21 protein-coding genes are annotated in these 20,755 nt (G+C 66.6%); 13 read left to right on the top strand and 8 right to left on the bottom strand.

Annotated elements, in window-relative coordinates:
* Positions 1-682: 682 nt before the first annotated feature.
* Complete coding sequence (locus OHZ10_RS31595) at positions 683-1,042, bottom strand: YbjQ family protein (protein WP_059239270.1); 360 nt, start codon at positions 1,040-1,042, stop codon at positions 683-685.
* A 54-nt stretch (positions 1,043-1,096) separates the two neighbouring features.
* On the opposite strand from OHZ10_RS31595, the gene OHZ10_RS31590 reads away from it, so the two are divergent.
* On the top strand, positions 1,097-1,831 hold the full coding sequence (locus tag OHZ10_RS31590; protein ID WP_342705322.1) for a GNAT family N-acetyltransferase: 735 nt from the start codon (positions 1,097-1,099) through the stop codon (positions 1,829-1,831).
* 67 nt (positions 1,832-1,898) lie between these two features.
* Here OHZ10_RS31590 and OHZ10_RS31585 read toward each other — a convergent pair whose 3' ends face one another.
* From OHZ10_RS31585 to OHZ10_RS31570, 4 genes are all read right to left on the bottom strand, one after another.
* The gene (locus OHZ10_RS31585; protein WP_174992514.1) at positions 1,899-3,152 is read right to left on the bottom strand and encodes a M20/M25/M40 family metallo-hydrolase; all 1,254 of its coding nucleotides are present in this window, start codon (positions 3,150-3,152) and stop codon (positions 1,899-1,901) included.
* Between the two features lie 81 nt (positions 3,153-3,233).
* Positions 3,234-4,946 carry a M36 family metallopeptidase gene (locus OHZ10_RS31580; protein WP_174992513.1) on the bottom strand — a complete coding sequence of 571 codons (1,713 nt, stop codon included), beginning with the start codon at positions 4,944-4,946 and terminating at the stop codon, positions 3,234-3,236.
* A gap of 475 nt (positions 4,947-5,421) precedes the next feature.
* The gene (locus OHZ10_RS31575) at positions 5,422-6,366 is read right to left on the bottom strand and encodes a GlxA family transcriptional regulator (protein ID WP_174992541.1); all 945 of its coding nucleotides are present in this window, start codon (positions 6,364-6,366) and stop codon (positions 5,422-5,424) included.
* Between the two features lie 125 nt (positions 6,367-6,491).
* Positions 6,492-7,436 carry a helix-turn-helix domain-containing protein gene (locus OHZ10_RS31570; protein WP_264168280.1) on the bottom strand — a complete coding sequence of 315 codons (945 nt, stop codon included), beginning with the start codon at positions 7,434-7,436 and terminating at the stop codon, positions 6,492-6,494.
* Positions 7,437-7,698: 262 nt separating this feature from the next.
* Between OHZ10_RS31570 and OHZ10_RS31565 the strand changes: the two genes are divergently transcribed.
* The 7 genes from OHZ10_RS31565 to OHZ10_RS31535 all read left to right on the top strand — a co-directional run bounded on the left by OHZ10_RS31565 (position 7,699) and on the right by OHZ10_RS31535 (position 13,189).
* A complete protein-coding gene (locus OHZ10_RS31565) occupies positions 7,699-8,856 on the top strand; it encodes an amine dehydrogenase large subunit (protein WP_059239280.1) in 1,158 nt (385 codons plus the stop codon).
* 7 nt (positions 8,857-8,863) lie between these two features.
* Positions 8,864-9,418, top strand: a complete 555-nt coding sequence (locus OHZ10_RS31560) for a MauE/DoxX family redox-associated membrane protein (RefSeq protein WP_256087222.1) — start codon at positions 8,864-8,866, stop codon at positions 9,416-9,418.
* Positions 9,415-10,041, top strand: a complete 627-nt coding sequence (mauD, locus tag OHZ10_RS31555) for a methylamine dehydrogenase accessory protein MauD (protein ID WP_256087223.1) — start codon at positions 9,415-9,417, stop codon at positions 10,039-10,041. The genes OHZ10_RS31560 and mauD overlap by 4 nt, the downstream gene beginning before the upstream one ends.
* 39 nt (positions 10,042-10,080) lie before the next feature.
* The gene (locus tag OHZ10_RS31550; RefSeq protein ID WP_256087224.1) at positions 10,081-10,614 is read left to right on the top strand and encodes a methylamine dehydrogenase light chain; all 534 of its coding nucleotides are present in this window, start codon (positions 10,081-10,083) and stop codon (positions 10,612-10,614) included.
* A complete protein-coding gene (locus OHZ10_RS31545; RefSeq protein ID WP_059239288.1) occupies positions 10,611-11,111 on the top strand; it encodes a c-type cytochrome in 501 nt (166 codons plus the stop codon). Before OHZ10_RS31550 ends, OHZ10_RS31545 begins: the two co-directional genes overlap by 4 nt.
* Positions 11,112-11,182: 71 nt before the next feature.
* Positions 11,183-11,650 carry a c-type cytochrome gene (locus OHZ10_RS31540; RefSeq protein WP_425394799.1) on the top strand — a complete coding sequence of 156 codons (468 nt, stop codon included), beginning with the start codon at positions 11,183-11,185 and terminating at the stop codon, positions 11,648-11,650.
* A gap of 33 nt (positions 11,651-11,683) precedes the next feature.
* Entirely contained in the window at positions 11,684-13,189 is a 1,506-nt protein-coding gene (locus OHZ10_RS31535; protein WP_342705320.1) for an aldehyde dehydrogenase family protein, read from the top strand.
* A gap of 64 nt (positions 13,190-13,253) precedes the next feature.
* Here the strand turns inward: OHZ10_RS31535 and OHZ10_RS31530 are convergent, their stop codons facing one another.
* Positions 13,254-13,697 carry a DMT family transporter gene (locus OHZ10_RS31530; RefSeq protein ID WP_059239294.1) on the bottom strand — a complete coding sequence of 148 codons (444 nt, stop codon included), beginning with the start codon at positions 13,695-13,697 and terminating at the stop codon, positions 13,254-13,256.
* A gap of 121 nt (positions 13,698-13,818) precedes the next feature.
* Here OHZ10_RS31530 and OHZ10_RS31525 point away from each other — a divergent pair, with 121 nt between their 5' ends.
* Positions 13,819-14,703, top strand: a complete 885-nt coding sequence (locus OHZ10_RS31525) for a LysR family transcriptional regulator (RefSeq protein ID WP_342705319.1) — start codon at positions 13,819-13,821, stop codon at positions 14,701-14,703.
* Positions 14,704-14,942: 239 nt separating this feature from the next.
* Here the strand turns inward: OHZ10_RS31525 and alr are convergent, their stop codons facing one another.
* Positions 14,943-16,046, bottom strand: a complete 1,104-nt coding sequence (alr, locus tag OHZ10_RS31520) for an alanine racemase (RefSeq protein WP_342705318.1) — start codon at positions 16,044-16,046, stop codon at positions 14,943-14,945.
* 171 nt (positions 16,047-16,217) lie between these two features.
* Between alr and OHZ10_RS31515 the strand changes: the two genes are divergently transcribed.
* Entirely contained in the window at positions 16,218-17,120 is a 903-nt protein-coding gene (locus OHZ10_RS31515; protein WP_059240919.1) for a LysR family transcriptional regulator, read from the top strand.
* Between the two features lie 36 nt (positions 17,121-17,156).
* Here OHZ10_RS31515 and OHZ10_RS31510 read toward each other — a convergent pair whose 3' ends face one another.
* Positions 17,157-17,324 (bottom strand): hypothetical protein, encoded by a 168-nt coding sequence (locus OHZ10_RS31510; RefSeq protein WP_256087229.1) that lies wholly within the window; start codon positions 17,322-17,324, stop codon positions 17,157-17,159.
* A gap of 439 nt (positions 17,325-17,763) precedes the next feature.
* On the opposite strand from OHZ10_RS31510, the gene OHZ10_RS31505 reads away from it, so the two are divergent.
* The 3 genes from OHZ10_RS31505 to OHZ10_RS31495 all read left to right on the top strand — a co-directional run bounded on the left by OHZ10_RS31505 (position 17,764) and on the right by OHZ10_RS31495 (position 20,754).
* On the top strand, positions 17,764-18,717 hold the full coding sequence (locus tag OHZ10_RS31505; protein WP_342705316.1) for a choline ABC transporter substrate-binding protein: 954 nt from the start codon (positions 17,764-17,766) through the stop codon (positions 18,715-18,717).
* 55 nt (positions 18,718-18,772) lie between these two features.
* The gene (locus OHZ10_RS31500; RefSeq protein ID WP_174992508.1) at positions 18,773-19,702 is read left to right on the top strand and encodes a 3-keto-5-aminohexanoate cleavage protein; all 930 of its coding nucleotides are present in this window, start codon (positions 18,773-18,775) and stop codon (positions 19,700-19,702) included.
* 86 nt (positions 19,703-19,788) lie between these two features.
* Positions 19,789-20,754 (top strand): L-carnitine dehydrogenase, encoded by a 966-nt coding sequence (locus tag OHZ10_RS31495; protein ID WP_174992507.1) that lies wholly within the window; start codon positions 19,789-19,791, stop codon positions 20,752-20,754.
* Position 20,755: the final 1 nt, after the last annotated feature.

Raw genomic sequence — 20,755 nt, 5'->3', positions numbered from 1 at the left:
GCAGAGGCCAGGGAGGGCCGCGACGCGGGAAGGCGTCGTACCGGTTGTGGTGAACGGGCCGCGGTTGCGCGGCCGGGTGGGCGAGAAAGGCGAGTCGTGTCATGCGTGCTCCTGGCGCCGGACTGCACACGGCGGGAGCGTCATGACGTCAGCGACGGACGAACGCTTCCCGCCGCGCCGCGTCGGGCGCGATCGGCTGATGAAGGGCTGGGAGTCGGGTGCGTGCCGGCATGGCGTGCGAACGCGCGCCGGCGCTGCTTAATCGGCTACTGTCGTCGTCCATTTCGAACTCCTGTCTATCGAGGCGACGCACGCGTGCAACGGCCGCGCATGCACGAGCATGCGGCCGGACACACGCGCGCGACGCGGGTCACGCACGGACGCCGCTCGAGCGTCGAGCGGCAACTGAATTGTCGAGTACGGGATTTTCGGATCGACGGTACGCCGATCCTGAAAGACACCGCATCCTGCTATCCCGGGATGCGGCAGAAGACAAGGCTCTGCGAAGCTTCCTCAGGCGGCAGTCAGGTTGGTCCAGGACCAACTACAACTCGCATCGGTAGGCACAGACGCCTCCATGAATTGAAACGAGTGCGATGGTAAGAGGGAACCGCGCGGCGCGTCAATCGAAAACTTCGCACGCGTTTCGCGCGGTTTCCACCGCCCGGGCCGGCTTCGGGCATCAAGCCGGTGCGACAATGACGGCCGTGCCGTAGCAGATCACTTCGGTCACGCCCGAACCGATTTCGGTCGAGTCGTAGCGCATTGCGACGATCGCATTCGCGCCGAGCTTGCGTGCATCGGCGAGCATCTTGTCGAAGGCCTGCTGGCGCGCCTTCTCGCACAGCGACGTATAAAGCGTGATGTTGCCGCCGAAGATCGTCTGCAGCGAGGCGCCGAACGAGCCGACGATCGAGCGCGAGCGCACGATGATGCCTTGTGCGACACCGAGCGAGCGAACCGTCGTATGGCCGGGCAGGTCGAATGCAGTCGTGACGCGGGCGGGCGGCAGGTCGTCGTAGGAGCGGGTGGATTCGGTCATGGCGGAAGTGTGTCGCGGAGTGGACGAATGACGATTCTAGCCGCACGCGCGGGCATGAACGGCAACCCGAACGGGAGGTGGACAGTGTTTAACGAATGTATCGATGCGTTCTGGCAGCAGAAATTTTCAGGAAACCGGCGCATTTACGAGGGTGACGATCTGCAGATTGCCGTCAGCGCCGAACTGGACGACGAGCAGGGCATGATTCTCGTACCGACCGACGGGAGAAGCCGGATCGTCGTGCAGGGCGAGGTTGCGCGGAGGCTGCGCCTGAACGAAACGAACGCATGGTCGATGACCGCGTTCCTCGACCGGCTGTCGGCATCCGGCGGCGAACTGTGCGGTGCGGACCATCTCTTCTACTATCCGGCGTCGGTGTTGGCCGACCTGTCGGCGCACGTGTTGCCCGAGCGGGTCCGGTTGCTGACGGCAACGGATCGCGCGGCGTTCGAGGCATTCCGCGCCGCGATGCCGGAGGACGATTTCGATACGGCGAGCGTCGAACTCGGCCATTGGCGCGTCTTCGGCGCGTTCGAGCAGGATCGGCTGGTCTGCGCGGGCAGCGTGTACGCGTGGTGGGAATCCTGTCTGGCCGACATGGGCGTACTGACGCTACCCGAATTCCGGGGACGCGGCCACGCGCGCGGGGTCGTTCACGCAATGAGCATGGCAGCCCTGGGTGACAGGCTCGAACCGCAGTACCGGTGCCAGCTGGACAATCCGGCTTCCGCAGCGGTCGCGCTCGCATTGGGCATGTGTCTGTACGGGACGCTGGACGAGATCGTCTGAGCGCAGGAAGGCGTCGGGAAGGAAGCGTGCGCGGGCCTCGCGTACACGCTTCCTTCATTCTCGGGCGTCAGGGCTTCGCAGCTGTCCCGCCATTGCCGCCGAGATCAACCGCATAGGCCAGCGCCAGCTTGCCGAATTTCAGCGCGTGGTTCGCCTGCCGGTCCGAATTCTCCAGCGTGTCGTTCACCGTATGGATGTACGGGCTGTCGTTCTGGTCGGCCTCGAACGGGAACGACGCCGGATACCCCTGCGCATTCCACGACGCGTGATCCGAGCACGCATACCCGCACTGCGACGTGCCGATCGCGAGCTCCGGCAGGTAGGTCTTCGCCAGGTTCGTCACGTAGGTGTTCTGCGCCGCGTTCGTGTAGTCGGTGATCAGGTAGATATCCTTCGGATCGCCCTTGTAGTTCGTCATGTCGAGCTGCAGCACGCCGACCACGTTCGCATTCTGCATGCGGAACTGCTTCGCGATCGCCTTCGAGCCGAGCAGGCCGGCTTCCTCGGCCGCATACCCGACGAACTTGATCGTCCGCTTCGGCCGGTAGTTGTTCGCGAGCAGCACGCGCAGCGCTTCGGTGAGGCTGGCGATGCCCGACGCATCGTCGTCCGCGCCGGGCGAACGCGTGTTCTCCGTCGTGCGGCCGACGGTCGAATCGAGATGGCCGCCGAGCACGACGGTGCCCGCCGCCGGATCGCTGCCGCGGATCGTCAGGATCACGGATTTCTGCGGAAAACCGGTATGCGTGAACTGTTCGACGGTGATGTCGGCACGCGAGCCGGCCAGCTGTTTCCACTGGAGCGCGAGCCAGTCCGATGCGGCGACGCCGTGTGACGTCGTGTAGTACCGGTTCGTGAAGCCGGACAGCGACGTGATCGTGCCGACGATGTTGCTGGCCTGCAGCTGCTGGATCCAGGTGCCGATCTGCGGCGCGTTCGATATCTTGTACGCGGGGGCTGCGGCCTGCTTGGCCAGCGTGGCCGGCAAGGGCTGCAGCGCCTGCCGCGCTTCGTCGAACGAGTCGTGCACGACGTAGCCGGGCCCGTGGCCGCGCGTATGGTGGACGGCGTGTGCCAGCTCGCCCAGCCGTGAATCGTCGATCTCGACGACGTGAACGGTTTCGCGGCGCGCGGCGCCGTCGGCCGTCTTGCCGGCGTCGACGGTCGTGCTGTACTGCGCGGTGGCGCTTGCGTCGATGCGTTGAAGCTGGCGGAACGCGGTGTCGCCGAGCGTGATCCAGACAGGTGTCGCGTGCGCGGCGGCGGTCAGTAGCATGCCGCCCAGTGCGGCGCTCAGGCGGGTCAGTGTCAGAGTAGGCATGTTCGATCTCGTGAGGATGGCGATGTCGATGAAGGGAGCGCGCCGCAGGTCGTGCGACGCGCCCCCGCCTGCTGCGGGGAACTACGACTTCTGCGGGACGGTCACGCCGTACGTGCAGCTCTTGTTGTACGCGTTGCCGATCGCGGTGAGTTGCGCGCTGCTGTAGCCGAGCGCGGATGCGGCCGTCAGGACGGCCTGCGCGGCGGCCTTCTGGTTGGTCGAGCTGTTGGTCATCGACAGCCCCTTCAGGAACGCCTTGTCCATCGCCTGCGCGCCGATCGCGTCGCGCGCGACGAGGTTGCACGACGCCCAGTACTGGCCGGCCGTGTGGATTTCCGCCCCGCGTGCCTGCGCATAGGTACGCCCGACGTTCCAGTTGGTCACGCGGCCGCCCCAGAACTCGTTGTGGCCGTCCCAGTTGTAGACCCAGTGGTACTGCGCGTCCGACGGGCTCCACTGGTTGAAGTCGCGGCTGTAAGCGGCGGCGAGATAGTCGCCGGTGCCTTCGGACAGCCCTTCCTGCTGCGACAGGCCGCCGTTCGTCACCCAGTCGTGGATGCCGTGGCCAAGCTCGTGGATCACGACGTCCGCATCTTCCGCGTCGTCGACGCCGCCCTGGCCGAAGGTCAGCCGGCCGCTGCTCGACGAGTACGACGAGTTGTCGTCGCCCGATTCCCCGTGCGGGTCGTACTGCACGCCGCCCGTGTACTGATAAGGCAGCGCCTTGATGCCGAGCGTCTGGTTCACGTAACGCAGGAACGTGTCGATGTGGTAGTACGCGTTCACGGCCTCGAAATACAGGTTGCCGCGCGTGAACTCGAACGCAGGCGTCGACTGCGTGGGACAGGCCTTGTCGAGCGGTGCATCGAAATCGACGCACGCCGCGTACGGGCCGGTCAGCGTGTAGCGCGAGCCCGACTGCGCGAGATCCTTGAGCGTGACGCGCACGCGCGCGGCCGTGAGCTGCGTCGAATCGGCGTCGTTGTTGTCCTTGTAGCCCGTGCTGCCGTAGCTGCTCTTCGTCGGCGAAAGCGGATCGGGCCGGAACACGAAGCCGGTGCCGTCGGTCGCATAGAACGCCTTGTCCTCGGCGCGCAGCACTTCGCCGCTGCCCGAGTCGATCAGCAATTCCCAGTCGCCCTTCGGGCCGTCCTGCGGGCGGCCGCGCACCTTCCACGCGGTGTGCGTGCCGGTCTTGTCGACGAACGCGACGAGCTGCGCGTCGAGATTCGTGAAACCGCTGACGCCGAGATACGCGCGGGCGCGGTCGAGCGCCTGCTGCTGGTCGACGGCCTGCGACTTGCGCGTTGTCGCGACCACGCCGTTGACCGTGTTGCTCGCGACGTACAGGATGCGGCCGTCCTTCGCGACCGTCACCGCGATCTCGCTGCCGTACACGGGCAGTCCGGCGGCTTGCTGCTGCAGGCGCACGACGGTGAAGTCCGCGTCGTTGCGCTCCGACGTGACGACGAGACTCGCGAGTGCGGCCGAATCGAGCCCGAGCTGTGTCGCCTGCGATGCGACGAAGTCGCGTGCAGTGGCGGCGGGCGTCGTGGCTGCTTTCTTGACGCGATAGGCCGGGTTGTACAGCGTGACGGCGACGCCGTCTGCGCGGAACTGCCCGCCGGCCGTATCGGATTTCGCGGCCGGCGGCGCGACGCCGCGCGTCAGGCTTTCGCGCAGGCTCACTGCCTGCGGATTCGAGACTTTCGTATCGGCCAGGGTGCCGCCGACGATGCCGAAACCGAGCGCGAGACCCAGGGCGAGCGGCAGTGCTTTGCGTGATGTCTGCATACGTGATCCTCATCTCAACGGTTGGACACGCCCGCGCGCTTGTGGCGGGCAGGCACGACACGGCCCGCGCGCCGGTTCGATGGAACCGGTGCGGCGAAGCGGTGTTGGGAGTGTCGACTGACTAAGGAACCCTAAATGTCAGGTCGAAAAGAAACGGGCGGAAGAGGCGAATGAGAAGCGAACGGCAGGCAGGTGCGGCGACGGCGAATCGAGCATCGTCATGTCATACCCCTCGGATCGATATTGATATCGGTGGCAGCCTGCGTGGCGCGACGTGCGTCGAGCCTGCGGATCGTCTCGTTAGGCAGCCTATCTAATTTCAACTTATGTTACAGAATATTTTCAGCGACATTCCAAATTATTTTCGATGATCGCTTCGGTCGGCCGATCAATCGCCGGCATTGTTCAGCGAACGACGGGAAACGCTGCCGGAACGCGTAATACCGCGCAGGATTGTGATTAAAACGCGCGACGATCAGCGCGTCGCACGCCGGTCGCTGCGCGGGCTGACGCCGAAGCGTGCGCGATAGGTGCGCGAGAAATGCGACGGCGATTCGAATCCGCACGCGACGCACACCGACGTGATGCTCATGTCGGTCTGCTGCAGCAGCTCGCGTGCGCGATCGAGGCGCAGGTTCAGGTAGAAGTGCGTCGGCGTGTCGTTCAGCGTCGCGCTGAACAGCCGTTCGAGCTGACGCCGCGTGATCGACACATCCTGCGCGAGCGCGTCGGAGCCGAGCGGGTTCTCCATGTGCTGCTGCATCGTGCCGATCACCTGGATCAGCTTGCGGTTGTGCACGCCGTAGCGCGCGGCGATCTCGAGCCGCTGGCTGTCCGAACGCTGCCGGATGCGGCTGACGACGAACTGCTCGGAGATGGCCGCCGCGAGATCGGCGCCGTGCCGTCGGCCGATCAGGTCGAGCATCATGTCGATCGACGCAGTGCCGCCCGCGCACGTGATGCGCCGGTCGTCGATCTCGAACAGCTCCTGCGTCGCGTTGAGGCCCGGATAGCGCTCGCGGAACGCGGCCAGCGCTTCCCAGTGCAGCGTGAGCGGTTGCGACGCGTCGAACAGCCCGGCTTCCGCGAGCACGAAGCTGCCCGTATCGATGCCGCCGAGCGTTGCACCATGCCGGTGCTGGCGGCGCAGCCAGTCGGCGAGCGGGCGCGTGTAGCACACGAGCGGATCGAAGCCCGCGACGACGAACACCGTGTCGACCTGCTCGACGTCCGCGCACGCGGCTTCGGCAGCCACCGGAATGCCGTTGCTCGCGGCGACGGGTGCGCCGTCGGCGCTGATCACGTGCCAGCGATACAGCTCGGTGCGGAAGCGGTTCGCGACGCGCAGCGGTTCGACCGCCGACATGAAGCCGAGCGCGGAGAAACCGGGCAGCAACAGGAAGTGGAAATCCTCGGGCATCGGGGCAGGGGATCGAATCCGGTGGTCGTCACGCATCGCACGGGGCTACGCTCGGGCGGGCTGGCGCCGCGCCGGTTCGCACGCGCCGAACGGTCAGCGGGAGATTATCGCGGGTTTTGCGCGCGTCAGCGCGTTTTTGCGCTGCGCACGGAACGGCGCGCGGTGGTCGACGGCAGTTCGCCGAATTGCGCCTTGTATGCGTTCGCGAAATGGCCGAGGTGGATGAAGCCCCAGCGTGCGGCTGCATCGCTGATCGGCAAATCGGCCTGCCGCGTGTCGAGCAGCATCCGCCGCACCTGCGACAGGCGCAGCGAGCGCACGTAGTGCAGCGGGCTTGTCTGCACGACCGACTGGAAGCTGTTCTGCATCGTGCGCCGGCTCACGCGCAACTGCGCGCACAGGCTCAGCACGTCGACCGGCGCTTCCGGATGCTCGATCACGTAGTCGTGCACTCGGCGCACGATATCGGCACGGCACGCGTGCGTGAGCCGGTTCGACGCCTCGGGTATCCGGTACGTGAGGAGATCGACGAGCACGTTGCCGACTTCGCCGCGCAGTTCGCGCTGCACGCGTGCATCACTGTAGGTATCGGGCGACGACAGCACGCGTTCGAGCTGCGTCGCGATCTGCACGCTCGCGCGCATCAGCACGGCCGTCGGCATGTCGACGACGCCGCGCCGCAGCGTCGTTTCGTCGAGCCGCACATCGGCCGCATCCTCGACCTGCTGCAGCAGGTCGGCATCGACGACGACGCCGATCAGCGACATGTCGTCGGGCGAATGCAGTTCGAACGGTGCGCCGCCGCGCGCCATCACCATCGTGCCGCGCTCGATACGCGCGCCGCCGAACGCGAACGCGCCCGAGCCGGTGAGCGGCATGCCGAACACCGTATGGCCGGGCGGCAGCCGGCCGCGCTGGATGATGCGCACGTTCGCGGCTTCCTGGAACAGCTGCAGGCCGTCGAGCACCGCGTGCTTGACCGCGCTGCGGTACGAACCCGGACCGATCTGGTCGTAGCGCTGATTCCAGCCGCGCAGCGCCTCGGCATGCCGGTCCGCGTCGTCGAACATCTCGTGAAACACGAACACAGCGCCTCCGGGGGTGTCGAGCAGGACCGCGAAAGATTAAACCGACCAAGCGGTCGGCGCAATAAGGGGGAGCGCTATTCCGCGCGCATTCTTCAGAGGGTCGGAAGGCGCGTGGCCACGAGGCTTTCACGCGCATTTCCAATATCCCGAATCGGCACGCTCGCGTTGCCGGTCCTGGTGCTGACCGCATTTATTGTCGAACTACAGTCGCCCCACATAACGTGAATCCCCAACTGGAGGCGACATGAGGACAAGGCGACGAACCGCGGCGCTCGCGGCGACGCTGGCGTTCGCGGCGGCGTGGGCCGGCAGCGCGAATGCGACGGAACAGCCCGAGGAACTGGTCGTGCAGAAGATGCCGCCGTGGCATCCGCACGAGGTCTATATCGTCGACATCTCGATGCCGTCGATGACCGACGGGCGCATCTATGTGTACGACGCCGACGCGAAGAAGCTGCTCGGCCAGATCGACGGCGGCTTCGGCCCCGGTCTTGCGATCTCGCCCGACCACAAAACAAGCTTCGTCGCGACGACCTACTTCTCGCGCGGCTCGCACGGCACGCGTACCGACGTCGTCGAGATGACCGACAACACGACGCTCGATCACACGGGCGAGATCGTGATTCCGGCGAAGCACGCGCAGCATGTGCCGTCGCCGTACAACACCGCGTTCAGCGCCGACGGCAAGCGGCTGTACGTTGCGAACATCACGCCGGCCGCGTCGATGACGGTGATCGACGCGGTATCGAAGAAAGTGCTGTCGGAGATCGACACGGCCGCCTGCGTGCTCGCGTATCCGTCGGGCAACGATCGCGTCACCGCGCTGTGCGAAAGCGGCAAGGCGCTGACCGTCACGCTCGACGCGAACGGCAAGGAAACGAAACGCACGATGTCGGACGCGTTCATCGACGTCGACAAGGATCCGGCTTTCGTGAACGCATCGCGATACAAGGGCGACTATCTGTTCACGACCTACGGCGGCAACGTGCGCAGCGCCGATTTCAGCGGCGACAAGCCGGCGTTCGGCAAGCCGTGGTCGCTGCTGACGGATGCCGAACGCGCCGAAGGCTGGCGCCCCGGCGGCATGCAGCAGACGGCCGTGCAGGCGAAGCAGAACCGCTACTACGTGCTGATGCACAAGGGCACCGACGGTTCTCACAAAGACCCCGGCACGCAGGTGTGGGTGTACGACCTGAAGTCGAAGCAACGCGTCGCGCGCTGGGATCTCGCGCAGCAGAAGGTCGATCCGCTCGTGTCGATCCAGGTCAGCGAGGACGACAAGCCGCTGTTCTACGGGCTGACGGCGACATCCGACCTCGTCGTGATGGATGCGCGCACCGGCAAGCTGCAGAACGTCGAGAAGCAGATCGGCAATACGTCGTCGCTGCTCGTCAACCCGTGAGGCCGCGATGACCCTCGATCCCGTTCTCGCCACCAGTGCGCAGGCCGGCGCGGCCGCCGTCGTGCTGCTCGGCGCCTTCGCGAAAATGCGCCGTCCCGCTGCCTTCCGGCAGGCGCTCGCCGGCTACCGGCTGCTGCCCGATGCGCTGACCGCGCCCGTCGCGTTCGCGATTCCGCTCGCGGAAGCGCTCGGCGCCGCCGCGCTGCTGTTTCCCGATACGCGCATGGCCGGTGCGGCCGGCCTGATCGCGCTGCTGTTGACCTTCGCGGCCGGGCTCGCGATCAACCTGCTGCGCGGCCATACCGACATCGATTGCGGCTGTTCCGGCTTCACCGCCGCGCGCACGGACGCGCCGCGCGGCATCGGCTGGCTGCATGTCGGCCGCGTGCTGCTGCTCGTCGTGCTGGCCGCCACCGCGTTCGTCGAACCGGGCACGCGCGCCGTCGTGTGGTTCGACTACCTGACATTGTTCTTCTCCGTGCTGCTGATCGTCTGCGCGCTGCTCACCGTCGACGTGCTGCTCGCCAACGTACCGCGCCTTTCCCACCTGAGGAATTCATGATGCAAACCGCTCTCACCGTTTCCACCGCCCTGCTGTGGGTGGCCGTCCTCGCGCTCGGCGCGATCTGCCTCGCGCTGGTGCGCCAGATCGGCATCCTGTACGAACGCATCATGCCGGCCGGCGCGCTGATGATCGACAAGGGGCCGGCGGTCGGCGCGATCGCGCCGACGTTCGAACTGACCGACATCCGCGGCTCGCAGGTGAAGGTCGGCGGCATCGACGCATCGGGCAAGGCGACGCTGCTGTTCTTCCTGTCGTCGACCTGCCCGGTCTGCAAGAAGCTGCTGCCGCTGCTGCCGTCGCTGCAGGCAAGCGAATCGACGCCGGTGAACATCGTGCTCGCAAGCGACGGCGATGTCGACGAACACGCGCGCTTCGCGCAGAAGCACGACCTCGGGCGCTTCCCGTACGTGCTGTCGCAGGAGCTCGGCCTCGCGTACCAGATCGGCAAGCTGCCGTATGCGGTGCTGCTCGACGAAACCGGCACGGTGCGTGCGAAGGGGCTCGTCAATACGCGCGAGCATCTCGAGAGCCTGTTCGAGGCGAAGGAGCGCGGCGTCGCATCGTTGCAGCAGTTCGTGCATGGCGATCACAGCCACGACGCGCACGCGCAGCACGCATGACCGGCCGACCCACTTACAACGTCATGGGAGAACAACGACATGGGCCTGTTTGATTCATGGTTCGAGCGGTCGGCGCGCGGCGTCGCGCAGCACAGTTCGCGGCGCAGCGCGATGGCAAAGCTCGGCAAGGTGCTGGTGGGATCGGCGCTGCTGCCGCTGCTGCCGGTCGATCGCACCGCGTATGCGGCCGACGCCGGAGCCGGTGCGTCCGGTGCTGCATCGGGCGCGAGCGACGACCCGATGAGCTGCGACTACTGGAAGTATTGCGCGATCGACGGCTGGCTTTGCAGTTGCTGCGGCGGCACGTCGAGCAGCTGCCCGCCGGGCACGACGCCTTCGCCGATCACGTGGATCGGCACCTGCCGCAACCCGCACGACGGTTCGGACTACATCGTGTCGTACAACGACTGCTGCGGCAAGACGTCCTGCGGCAAGTGCTTCTGCAACCGCAACGAGCGCGAGAAGCCGCTGTACAAGCTGTCGCTGAACAACGACATCAACTGGTGCATGGCGAACGGTAATTCGAATTACCACTGTTCGGTTTCGGTTCTGCTGGGAGCGGCGAAGCAATGAAAGTGAAGCAAGCAGGAAAGCGGGTCTTTGCATGCATGGCGGCCGCGGCAGCCTTCGCGTTGCCGGGCACGGCCGGCGCGCAGGAAACCGTGCATTACCCGGCCGGGAAAAGCCTGTTCGATGCGCAGTGCGCGGTGTGCCACCAGGCGGGCGGGAAAGGGCAGGACGGCCTTGCGCCGCCGCTGACCGAGTATCCGGGCAAGTATGCGGCGGCCGAGCCGGGGCGCGCGCAACTGGTCGCGACGCTGCTGCACGGGATGTTCGGCGAGATCGAGGTGCACGACAAGCGCTACAACTTCAAGATGCCGTCGTTCGCGAGCGCGACCGACGACGACATCGCGCACGTGCTCAACTACGTCGTGTTCGACCTCAACGCGCAGCACGGTGACGCGAAGCCGTTCACGGCGGCCGATATCCGCGCGGCGCGTGCGAAGCAGATGGACGGCACGGCCGTGCATGCGCAACGCGCGGTGGTGATCAAGGGGCTCGGGCTGTGAACGGCGCCTGCGCGTCCCGTGCGGACGCCTCCGCGCAGGGCACGCGGGGCGCGTCGTCGTGGCTCGTCGGCGTGTCGCGCCGCGTGGCGGCGTGGCTGCTGCTGGCGGGCGCTGCCGCATGCGCGGTCGCACCGCCCGCGCATGCCGACGGTGCGGCCGATGCGACGCTCGCGCGTCAGCACTGGGTGCTCAACTGCATGGGCTGCCATACGGCGACGGGCGGCGGCATCCCCGGCAAGGTGCCGCCGCTCGCGAATTCGCTCGGCTATTTCACGCACCTGCCGGCCGGGCGCGAGTATGTGATGCGCGTGCCCGGCGCATCGAACTCGGCGCTGTCCGACCAGGATCTGGCCGACGTGCTCAACTGGGTGCTCACGACGATGAACCGCGATGCGCTGCCGCGCGGCTTCAAGCCCTACACGGCCGCCGAAGTCGCCGCGCATCGCCGTCCCGCTTTTGCCGACGTCGCGACCGTGCGCGCGGGCCTGGTCCGCGCGTTGCAGGCACGCGGGATCGACGGCGTCACGGATCGCTACTGACCGACTCATTCAAACAATCAAGGAGACGTGGACATGGAGACGAACGAAACCTTTGCGTTGCTCGACGCGACGCGCGCGTTCCTCGCGAAGCCGAAGAAGATGCTGATCGGTGCCGAGTGGAGCGATGCCGTGTCGGGCCGCCAGCTCGACGTCGTGAACCCGGCCGACGGCGCCGTGATCGCGCGTGTGCCCGAAGCGGACGAACGCGACGTGCAGCAGGCGGTCGCCGCGGCGCGGCGTGCATTCGATTCAGGCCCGTGGCGTACCGCGAAGACCACCGATCGCGAGCGCCTGCTGCTCGTGCTCGCCGACCTGATCGAAGCGAACGCGCGCGAGCTCGCCGAAATCGAATCGCTCGACAACGGCAAGCCGGTCATGGTCGCGCAGGGGCTCGACGTCGCGATGGCCGCGCAATGCTTTCGCTACATGGCCGGCTGGGCGACGAAGATCGAAGGCAGCGTGATCGACGCCGGCATGCCGTACATCCCGGACAGCGAGATCTTCACCTATACGCGCAAGGAACCCGTCGGCGTGGTCGGCGCGATCATCCCGTGGAATTTCCCGCTGCTGATGGCGGCGTGGAAGATTGCGCCGGCGCTCGCAACCGGTTGCACCGTCGTGCTGAAGCCTGCCGAAGATACGCCGCTGAGCGCACTGCGACTGTGCGAACTGATCCAGGCAGCCGGGTTCCCGGACGGCGTCGTCAATATTGTCACCGGTTACGGCCACACGGCCGGCGCGGCATTGTCGCGCGATCCTCGCATCGACAAGATCGCATTCACGGGTTCGACGCAGACGGGCAAGACGATCGGCCACGCGGCGCTCGACAACATGACGCGGATGTCGCTCGAACTCGGCGGCAAGTCGCCGGTGATCGTGCTGCCCGACGTCGATCCCGACAAGGCCGCGCTGGGCGTCGCGAATGCGATCTTCTTCAACCAGGGGCAGGTGTGTACGGCCGGTTCGCGTGCGTATATTCATTCGAAGGTGTTCGACGGCGTGATCGAGCGCGTCGCGAAGATCGCCGCGAGCCTGAAGATCGGCCCGGGGATGGACCCGTCGACGCAGATCGGCCCGCTCGTCTCGGCGAAGCAGCGCGAGCGCGTGTGCAGCTATATCGACTCGGGGTTCGGCGAAGGGGCGCGCGCGGCGGCGGGCGGCCGTGCGATCGACGGCCCCGGCTTCTTCGTCGAACCGACCGTGCTGGTCGATACGACGCAGGCGATGCGCGTCGTGCGCGAGGAGATCTTCGGGCCGGTGCTCGTCGCGATGCCGTTCGACGATCTCGACACGGCCGTGCAGCTCGCGAACGACACGCCGTATGGCCTCGGCGCGAGCATCTGGTCGAACGACCTGTCGGCGATCCACAAGCTGATTCCGCGTATCGCGGCCGGCACCGTCTGGGTCAACTGCCATTCGCTGCTCGACAACGCACTGCCGTTCGGCGGGATGAAGCAGTCGGGCTTCGGCCGCGAACTCGGCCGCGCGGTGATCGACCAGTACACGGAAAGCAAGTCGGTGATGATGAACTACGCGTAAGCGTAGCGGCGAGCGCGTGCGTGGCCGGTTATCGGCCGCGCACGCGAGCCGACAGCAACGCGCTTCAAGCGCGGATCAGCACGACCCCGAGGATCAGGCACGCTGCGCCGGCAATGCGGACCGGGCTGGCCGAATGCTGCTCGATACCCAGCACGCCGAAGTGGTCGAACGCGAGTGCGCCGGTCATCTGCCCGACGACGATCAGCGCGAGCGTCGTGGCCGCGCCCAGTCGCGGCACCATCAAGATCGCGACGCCGACGAACACCGCACCGAAGAATCCGCCCGTCCAGCTGAACCACGATCCTGCGCCGGAAACGGTGCCGCTCAAGCGCGGATGCGGCGACAGCAGCGCGACGGCCAGCATCGCGGCCAGGCCGACGAGGTAGCTGACCGACCCGGCCCACCACGGCGAGCCGATCTGCGCGCGGAGGTTTGCGTTGAGCACCTGCTGCAAGGCGACGCTGATGCCGGCCGCCACGACCAGCAGATAGGACAGGAGGGTAGTCACGTCGATGAGCGCTCCGACAGGATGGCCGGAACGGTGATTCCGGCACGGCAGGCTTTCATTCTGCGGAGCGCACCGGTATAACGCAAATATCGAATCTGGCACTCATCCATCTCGTTTCGGCATGCCATCACTCCGGCAAATCCAGTATTTCCTGACCGTGGCGGATCTCGGCGGCTTCACGCCGGCCGCGGGCGCGCTCCATGTCGCGCAGTCGGCGCTCAGCCGGCAGATCGGCCAGCTCGAGGACGAACTGGGTTTCGTGCTGTTCGACCGGGAGCCGCGAGGCGTCCGGCTCACGCCGGCCGGCGCGATCTATCGTGAACGCGTGGCATCGATCCCGGCGACGCTGACGGCTGCGGCCGAAGAGGGCTCGCAGTTGTCGCGCGGGGAAGCCGGCGTGCTGCGGCTGCTGCATTCCAGCACCGTTCCGGCCAGCAGCCTGATGCCGGATCTCGACCGTTTCATGAGCGACTGCCCGGGCGCCCGGGTCGATCTCGACCGTGCGTCGTCCGAGGATCAGGTGACGGAAATCGCGAACGGCCGTGCCGATATCGGGATCGTCCGCTTGCCGGTGCTGCGGCGCGATGCGCGTGTCCGTTTCGTCGAACTGGCCGCCGAGCGCCTGTGCGTGGCGGTGCCTGTCGATCATCCGCTCGCGGGCCGCAAGCGCGTCGCGGTATCGACGTTGCGGCGGGAACCGTTCGTGTCGGCCGTGTATCGGGAGCGCGGCGGGCTGGCGCGCGTCGTGACCGATCTGTGCCTGAAGCGCGGGTTCGTACCGGCGGCCGCGCGGATCGTGTCGCCGAAGACGTCGATGCTGAATCTCGTCGCGGCCGGGCGCGGCGTGGCGATCGTGCCGGAGCGGATGGCGAGTCTCGGGATCGACGGCGTCGTGTTCGTGCCGATGTCGGATGAAGACGCGCAGTCGGTGTGCGCGCTGGTGCTGCCGGCGGAGCCGACGGTGCTGGCGGAGGCGTTTGCGCGCATCGTGGCGCCGGATCGCTGACGTTGAGCGCGCGGACTGCATGATGCCGGAACAGGCGCACGACCCGCGAGGCGCGCGTGATTTCGAGGATCGGGGGCAGGTGCCTGTTCAATTGACGCCAGATGCAACAGCATCGACCGCGCTGGCGGGCTCCTTCCGATACACCTTCATCGGGCCCGCCTGCGCTGGATCGTCGATCGGGTACGACGGGCCAGCCGCGAGGATATGCCGGCCGCGCGCGTTACCGAGGTCGACAACGGTCAGACGCAATGAAGCCCGGTATCGCTCGATGCAAGCGCGTCGATGCTGACCGGCACGCGCGGCGCGAGCGCGCACATCAGTTCATAGCCGATCGTTTTCGATGGCTCGGCGACGGCGTCCACGCCGAGCTGCGTTCCCCATAGCTCCACGGGCGAGTCGACGCCCGCCGTCGGGCAGGGCGTGAGGTCGACGGTGAGCATGTCCATCGACACACGTCCGACGATGCGTGTGCGCACGCCATCGACCAGCACCGGCGTTCCTTCCGGCGCATGACGCGGATAGCCATCGGCGTAGCCGCATGCGACGACGCCGATCCTCATCGCACGCGGTGCGGTGAAGATGCTGCCATAGCCGGTCGACTCGCCGGCTTCGAGTGCTTGTACGCCAATGATGCGGCTCGCCAGTGTCATCGCGGCGCGCAGCGGGAAACCTTCGGTATCGCGAGCGCGGCCCGTCGGCGAAGCGCCATAGAGAATCGTGCCGGGCCGCACCCAGTCACGGTGCGCGCGCGGATGCCACAACACGGCGGCGGAATTCGACAGCGACCGCGTGCCTGGCAGATCGCGCGTGGCATCGTCGAAGGTGTCGATCTGCCGGTCGACGCTTCCGTCGTCTGCATTCGCGAAGTGGCTCATGAGGCCGATCGAGCCGGTCGCGTGGATGTCCGACGCGCGCTGCCATGCACGCCGGTATTCGCCGGGCCGGAAGCCGAGCCGGTTCATGCCCGAGTTCATTTTCAGCTGGATGTCGATGCGCTCGCGTGGCCTCGCCGCGTTCAGCAGCGCGAGTTGTTCGTCGCAGTGAACCGTCACGGTCAGCCGATGGCGGTCCGCGATCTCGATATCACCGGGTTCGAAAATGCCTTCGAGCAGCAGAATCGGCTTGGCCCAGCCCCGTTCGCGTACCCGCACGGCCTCGTCGAGATCCAGCAGCGCGATGCCGTCGGCGTCCGAGAGCGCAGGAAGGACGCGTTCGACGCCATGACCGTAGGCGTTGGCCTTGATCACGGCCCAGATGCGCGACGATGCCGCCAGGCGCCTGGCTAGCTGCAGGTTGTGCCGGATGGCATCGAGATGAATGTGTGCGGAAATCGGTCGCGGCATGTGTCCTCCGGTGATAGTGCGCGGCGAGCGCATCGGTCTGAGTGAGCAACGGACTGGCCGACCAACCCGTCGCCAGGTGGACTGTAGGCAGCAAATAGCGTGATGTATATTGATCGATTCTTGGGTAATGCATTAGCGTTTCTGTTCAATTGAATGCCGAGGAGAGTCACGTTGGAAGTCGGACGATTGAGGGCGCTGCTGGAGCTGGCGAGGTGCGGCACGATGGCCGCTGCTGCCGACGCGCTGTTCCTGACGCCGTCGGCGGTGTCGCAGCAGATTGCACAACTGGAAGACGAGGCGGGCGTCGAGCTGACCGAGCGCGTTGGTCGCGGGGTCAGGTTGACGCCCGCCGGGCACGCATTGGCGGGGTATGCCGAACGCGTCATGGTCGTACTGGACGAGGCGCGCTCGGAACTGGCGGAACTGCGACGCGAGATTGCGGGAGCGCTGCGCGTCGCCGCGTTTCCGTCGATCGCATCGGCGGTGCTCCCCGATACGGTCAAGGCATTGCACCGCGCGTATCCGCGTCTCTCGATCGAAATAGCGGAGCTGGAGCCGATCGACGCGGTCGCGGCATTGCGATCCTGGCGGGCGGACATCGCGATGATCGATGATCTTTCGATCGCGACCGGCAATCACCGGGAGAGTGTCGAGATCGTGCCGCTGGCAGAGGATGTGCTGTACGTGGCAGTTGCCACGGATCACCCGTTGAGCAGGAAGTCGTCGCTGGCCATTGGCGATCTCAGGGACGAAACCTGGGCGATCGAATCGACGTGGAGTACGTTCGGCAGCTTCGTCACGGAGTTATGCCGCCGCGCCGGGTTTGAGCCCCGGATCAACGCCCGGTGTCGCGGGTCCGAAATGGTCGAGTCGATGGTGGCGTCCGGCTGTTCGGTGTCGGTCGCCCCGGGGCTCAGGGTGTTGCGCGCGCCGGCGGGCGTTGCATGGATCAAGCTGAAGCCGGAGATTCGTCGCAAGATCTACGTTGCCTATCGCCGCGGCGAGCGCAGCCACCCGACAGTCAAGGCGTTCGTCGACGAAATTGTCCGGACGACGGCGAGACTCCTCGGATAGCCGATCGACCGCCGGCGTCCGGACCGACGTCGATACTCAGACGTTGTACCCCGCGTCGCGCATCAACCGGCGCGATACCTCGCCGCGCTGGCCGTCCGCGTCGAACAGCGCGCGAAGTTTTGCATCTGCGGTGCGGGTGACGCCGCGATGCATGGCCACAATGATTGTGACAAGGGCGACGACGAAGAAAGTGGCAAGGGTCATGTTGCTCCTGACCAATCGGACCGGATGGGTACGTCGTGACGGCCGGTCATGTCCGTCTGCATCGATTCCGATGACGCGCAATGTCCACGCCCCGGGGCGGCGGCCCGCGCCCGCGCGTGATGCGCGCTGACCCATCGAGCATAGGGCCTGCCCGCCGCAGCGGAGACCTGTCGGAAATCTGTCAGCATCGGCGCGGCAGAATCGAAAGACTCGCGCCGCACCCGGGCAATCCCGACGCTCCTCGGAAAACCTCCAAACCCCCACCCATCAAGACACTGGCAAAACCTAGTGGTTTCCACTCATAGTCGCAAATAGTCAAGAACAGGTCGCCGGCGGTCTTCTCGCGGCGAATATGGCTCGTTACTTTTACTCCCACGATGCAGGCCGGCGCACACTCCGCGCACCGGCTGCCGCGAGACCAACCGGGAGGAACCGAACCATGAAGTCGACGAAGATCGCCGCGCTTGTCGCGGCCGTGCTGGCGACAAGCGCGTTCACGAACGCGGCGCTGGCCGAGACCGATGCCGCGACCTGCCGCGCCGTGCGTTTCGCGGATATCGGCTGGACCGACATCACGTCGACCACCGCGCTCGCGTCGACCGTGTTCGAGGCACTCGACTACAAGCCGACCACGACGATCGCGTCGGTGCCGATCTCGTTCGCCGGCCTGAAGAGCAAGCAGCTCGACGTGTCGCTCGGTTACTGGTGGCCGGTGCAGCAGAAGCAGCTCCAGCCGTTCCTCGACAGCAAGTCGATCAACGTCGTCGAACCGCCGAACCTGTCCGGTGCGAAAGCGACGCTCGCGGTGCCGAGCTACGAATACCAGGCCGGCCTGAAGACCTTCGAGGACATCGCGAAACACCGTGCGGAACTCGACGGCAAGATCTACGGGATCGAGCCGGGCAGCAGCGCGAACGCGACGATCCAGAAGATGATCGACACGAACCAGTACGGGCTCGGCGGCTTCAAGCTCGTCGAGTCGAGCGAGGCCGGGATGCTGGTGACGGTCGAGCGCGCGATCCGCGAGAAGAAGTGGGTGGTCTTCCTCGGCTGGGAGCCGCACCCGATGAACATCCAGCTCAGCATGAACTACCTGTCCGGCGGCGACGCGTCGTTCGGGCCGAACTACGGCGAAGCACGCGTGTACACGCTCACCGCGCCCGACTTCATTTCGCGTTGCCCGAATGCGGGCAAGCTCGTCACGAACCTGCGCTTCTCGACGCAGCTGGAGAACCAGCTGATGCAGTCGGTGATGAACAAGACGAAGCCGGCCGACGCCGCGAAGGCCTACCTGAAGAAGAACCCGCAGGTACTCGATCCGTGGCTTGCGGGCGTCAAGACGTTCGACGGCAAGGACGGCCTGCCTGCCGTGAAGGCGTATCTCGGCCTGTGACGGCCCGCGCCACCCCAGCAATGCGACACAACCCGATTCAAGCGAGGCACCCAGCATGAACCATGACGTCATCATCACCTGCGCCGTCACCGGCGCGGGCGACACGGTCGGCAAGCATCCGGCGATTCCGGTCACGCCGAAGGAGATCGCGGCCGCCGCGATCGAGGCCGCGAAGGCTGGCGCGACCGTCGCGCACTGTCATGTGCGCGATCCGCAGACCGGCCGCGGCAGCCGCGACCCGAACCTGTACCGCGAGGTGGTCGACCGCATCCGCTCGGCCGACGTCGACGTGATCATCAACCTGACGGCCGGCATGGGCGGCGATCTCGAGATCGGCCCCGGCGAAGACCCGATGCGCTTCGGCAAGGGCACCGACCTGGTCGGCGGCCTGACGCGCCTTGCGCACGTCGAGGACCTGCTGCCCGAGATCTGCACGCTCGACTGCGGCACGCTGAATTTCGGCGACGGCGACTACATCTACGTGTCGACGCCCGCGCAGTTGCGCGCCGGCGCGAAGCGCATCCAGGAACTCGGCGTGAAGCCGGAACTGGAGATCTTCGACACGGGCCATCTGTGGTTCGCGAAGCAGTTGCTGAAGGAAGGGCTGCTCGACGATCCGCCGCTGTTCCAGCTGTGCCTCGGCATTCCGTGGGGCGCGCCGGCCGATACGGGCACGATGAAGGCGATGGTCGACAACCTGCCGCCGGGCGCGCACTGGGCCGGCTTCGGGATCGGCCGCATGCAGATGCCGATGGTCGCGCAGGCAATGCTGCTCGGCGGCCACGTGCGGGTCGGTCTCGAAGACAACATCTGGCTCGACCGCGGCGTGCATGCGACCAACGGCACGCTCGTCGAGCGCGCCCGCGAGATCGTCGAACGGCTCGGCGGCCGCGTGCTGACGCCGGCCGAAGGCCGCCGCAAGCTCGGTCTGCCGGCGCGCGGCGAGCGTCCGCTCGAACGGCGTGCGATCGCCGAATTCGCGTGAGTTTTTTCGCCGACTGACCTGACACGGCGGCATGCGCACCGGCATCGCCGCCCACCGATTTCCCCTGATTCGAAGGATGCGTTGACATGGCTGTGAAGACCGATATCAAGACGTTTGCCGCCATCGGCACCGGCGTGATCGGCAGCGGGTGGATTTCCCGCGCGCTCGCGCACGGACTCGACGTGGTCGTGTGGGACCCGGCGCCGGGCGCGGAAGAGCGGTTGCGCGCGAACGTCGCGAACGCGTGGCCCGCGCTCGAACGCGTCGGCCTCGCGCCGGGCGCCGATCCCGCGCGGCTGCGCTTCGTCTCGACGATCGAGGCGTGCGTCGCCGATGCCGATTTCATCCAGGAAAGCGCGCCCGAGCGCGAGGCGCTGAAGCTCGAACTGCACGAGCAGATCAGCCGCGCGGCGCAACCCGACGCGATCATTGCGTCGTCGACGTCGGGGCTGCTGCCGACCGATTTCTACGCGCGGGCGACGCATCCGGAGCGTTGCGTGGTCGGCCATCCGTTCAACCCCGTCTACCTGCTGCCGCTCGTCGAAGTGCTCGGCGGCGCGCGGACGTCGCCGGAAGCAGTCGAAGGCGCGATGGAGATCTATCGCAAGCTCGGCATGCGGCCGCTGCACGTGCGCAAGGAGGTGCCGGGCTTCATCGCCGATCGCCTGCTCGAAGCGTTGTGGCGCGAAGCGCTGCACCTGGTCAACGAAGGCGTCGCGACGACCGGCGAGATCGACGATGCGATCCGCTTCGGCGCGGGTATCCGCTGGTCGTTCATGGGCACGTTCCTGACCTACACGCTGGCCGGCGGCGACGCGGGCATGCGACACTTCATGCAGCAGTTCGGCCCGGCGCTCGAACTGCCGTGGACGAAGCTGGTCGCGCCGACGTTGACCGACGCGCTGATCGACAGCGTCGTCGAAGGGACGACCGAGCAGCAGGGCACGCGCAGCATCAAGGAGCTCGAACGCTATCGCGACGAGTGCATCACCGAGGTGCTGAAATCGATCGCCGCGGTGAAGGCGCGGCACGGGATGCGATTCGAGGACTAGA

The sequence above is a fragment of the Burkholderia arboris genome (assembly GCF_038723655.1).
GTDB classification, from domain to species: Bacteria; Pseudomonadota; Gammaproteobacteria; order Burkholderiales; family Burkholderiaceae; genus Burkholderia; species Burkholderia arboris.
Note: the sequence above shows the minus strand (reverse complement) of the source record. Positions and strands in the feature narration are given on the sequence as shown.

Excerpts from the sequence above, each read along its gene's own strand:
- OHZ10_RS31595 (WP_059239270.1), bottom strand. The coding sequence starts at position 1,042 with ATGACCGAATCCACCCGCTCCTACGACGACCTGCCGCCCGCCCGCGTC.
- OHZ10_RS31590 (WP_342705322.1), top strand. The coding sequence starts at position 1,097 with ATGAACGGCAACCCGAACGGGAGGTGGACAGTGTTTAACGAATGTATC.
- OHZ10_RS31585 (WP_174992514.1), bottom strand. The coding sequence starts at position 3,152 with ATGCCTACTCTGACACTGACCCGCCTGAGCGCCGCACTGGGCGGCATG.
- OHZ10_RS31580 (WP_174992513.1), bottom strand. The coding sequence starts at position 4,946 with ATGCAGACATCACGCAAAGCACTGCCGCTCGCCCTGGGTCTCGCGCTC.
- OHZ10_RS31575 (WP_174992541.1), bottom strand. The coding sequence starts at position 6,366 with ATGCCCGAGGATTTCCACTTCCTGTTGCTGCCCGGTTTCTCCGCGCTC.
- OHZ10_RS31570 (WP_264168280.1), bottom strand. The coding sequence starts at position 7,436 with ATGTTCGACGACGCGGACCGGCATGCCGAGGCGCTGCGCGGCTGGAAT.
- OHZ10_RS31565 (WP_059239280.1), top strand. The coding sequence starts at position 7,699 with ATGAGGACAAGGCGACGAACCGCGGCGCTCGCGGCGACGCTGGCGTTC.
- OHZ10_RS31560 (WP_256087222.1), top strand. The coding sequence starts at position 8,864 with ATGACCCTCGATCCCGTTCTCGCCACCAGTGCGCAGGCCGGCGCGGCC.
- mauD (WP_256087223.1), top strand. The coding sequence starts at position 9,415 with ATGATGCAAACCGCTCTCACCGTTTCCACCGCCCTGCTGTGGGTGGCC.
- OHZ10_RS31550 (WP_256087224.1), top strand. The coding sequence starts at position 10,081 with ATGGGCCTGTTTGATTCATGGTTCGAGCGGTCGGCGCGCGGCGTCGCG.
- OHZ10_RS31545 (WP_059239288.1), top strand. The coding sequence starts at position 10,611 with ATGAAAGTGAAGCAAGCAGGAAAGCGGGTCTTTGCATGCATGGCGGCC.
- OHZ10_RS31535 (WP_342705320.1), top strand. The coding sequence starts at position 11,684 with ATGGAGACGAACGAAACCTTTGCGTTGCTCGACGCGACGCGCGCGTTC.
- OHZ10_RS31525 (WP_342705319.1), top strand. The coding sequence starts at position 13,819 with ATGCCATCACTCCGGCAAATCCAGTATTTCCTGACCGTGGCGGATCTC.
- alr (WP_342705318.1), bottom strand. The coding sequence starts at position 16,046 with ATGCCGCGACCGATTTCCGCACACATTCATCTCGATGCCATCCGGCAC.
- OHZ10_RS31510 (WP_256087229.1), bottom strand. The coding sequence starts at position 17,324 with ATGACCCTTGCCACTTTCTTCGTCGTCGCCCTTGTCACAATCATTGTG.
- OHZ10_RS31505 (WP_342705316.1), top strand. The coding sequence starts at position 17,764 with ATGAAGTCGACGAAGATCGCCGCGCTTGTCGCGGCCGTGCTGGCGACA.
- OHZ10_RS31500 (WP_174992508.1), top strand. The coding sequence starts at position 18,773 with ATGAACCATGACGTCATCATCACCTGCGCCGTCACCGGCGCGGGCGAC.
- OHZ10_RS31495 (WP_174992507.1), top strand. The coding sequence starts at position 19,789 with ATGGCTGTGAAGACCGATATCAAGACGTTTGCCGCCATCGGCACCGGC.